The organism is Burkholderia sp. LMG 13014, assembly GCF_905232215.1.
Classification (GTDB): Bacteria; Pseudomonadota; Gammaproteobacteria; order Burkholderiales; family Burkholderiaceae; genus Burkholderia.
Genome location: NZ_CAJNKE010001018.1, coordinates 1 through 1231, shown reverse-complemented (window position 1 = coordinate 1231; position 1231 = coordinate 1). Strand labels below are relative to the sequence as shown.

1 protein-coding gene is annotated in these 1231 nt (G+C 65.6%); it reads left to right on the top strand.

What is annotated here, in order from left to right; genetic code table 11:
• Positions 1–1220: tetratricopeptide repeat protein (locus tag JYJ84_RS37040; RefSeq protein ID WP_205190335.1), on the top strand; the 1220-nt coding region annotated here is incomplete at its 5' end.
• Between the last annotated feature and the right edge of the window lie 11 nt (positions 1221–1231).

Genomic DNA, 1231 nt, shown 5'->3' with positions numbered 1-1231 from the left:
CAGTGCTGAAGGACATGCTGAAGAACGACCTGAACCGGCCCGAGGCCCAGCTCGCGATCGCGCGCCAGCAGCTTGCCGTCGACGACAAGGACGGCGCCGCGCAGTCGCTGAAGCAGGCGCTGCAGATCCGCCCCGACTACCTGCCGGCCGCCCTGATGCTGTCGCAGATGGGGCCCGCGGAACGTGCGGCGGGCATCGCGTCGTTCGAAAAGTATGTTCAGCAGAATCCGAAATCGCGCGATGCGCGGCTCGCGCTGTCGCAGCTCTATCTCGCCGACGATCGCCTCGACGACGCGCAGAAGCAGTTCGAGACGATGCGCAAGCTCGACTCGAAGGATCCGACGCCGCTGATGGCGCTCGCGCTGATCAAGATCCAGCAGAAGAAGCTCGACGAAGCGACCGTCTACCTGAAGCAATACGTACAGCTCGGCGACAAGCAGCCGAACCTCGACGTCGGCCAGGGCTACATCTACCTCGCGCAGATCGCGATCGACCAGGATAACGACGCGCAGGCGTCGCAATGGCTCGACAAGGTCGACCAGACGAGCCAGCACTACCTCCCCGCGCAGATCACGCGCGCGCAACTGCTGCAGAAACAAGGCAAGACCGACGAGGCACGCAAGGTGCTCGACGACCTGCCGATCACGGATCCGCGCGATGCGGCCGTGGTCGCACGCACCGACGCGTCGATCCTGTTCACCGCGAAGCGCTACCCGGAAGCCGAGGCCCGGCTCGGGCAGGCGGTCCAGGACTTCCCCGACGATCCCGACCTGCGCTACGACTACGCGATGGCGGCCGAAAAGACCGGCCACTACACGACGATGGAAAAGCAGCTGCGCGAGCTGATCCGCACGCAGCCCGACAATCCGCAGGCGTACAACGCGCTCGGCTATTCGCTCGCCGACCGCAACCAGCGGCTGCCCGAAGCCAGCAAGCTGATCGACAAGGCGATGACGCTCGCACCGAACGACGCGTACATCATGGACAGCCTCGGCTGGGTGAAGTACCGGATGGGCGATACGGCCGGCGCGGCGAAGGTGCTGCAGCGCGCGTACGAACTGCAGCCGAACGCCGAAATCGGTGCGCATCTCGGCGAAGTGCTGTGGAAGAGCGGCGCGCAGGACGACGCGCGTACCGCGTGGCGCGCCGCGCAGAAGCTCGAGCCGGACAACGACACGCTCGTGCAGACGCTGAAGCGCCTCCAGATCAACGGTCTCTGATGCAGATGTTC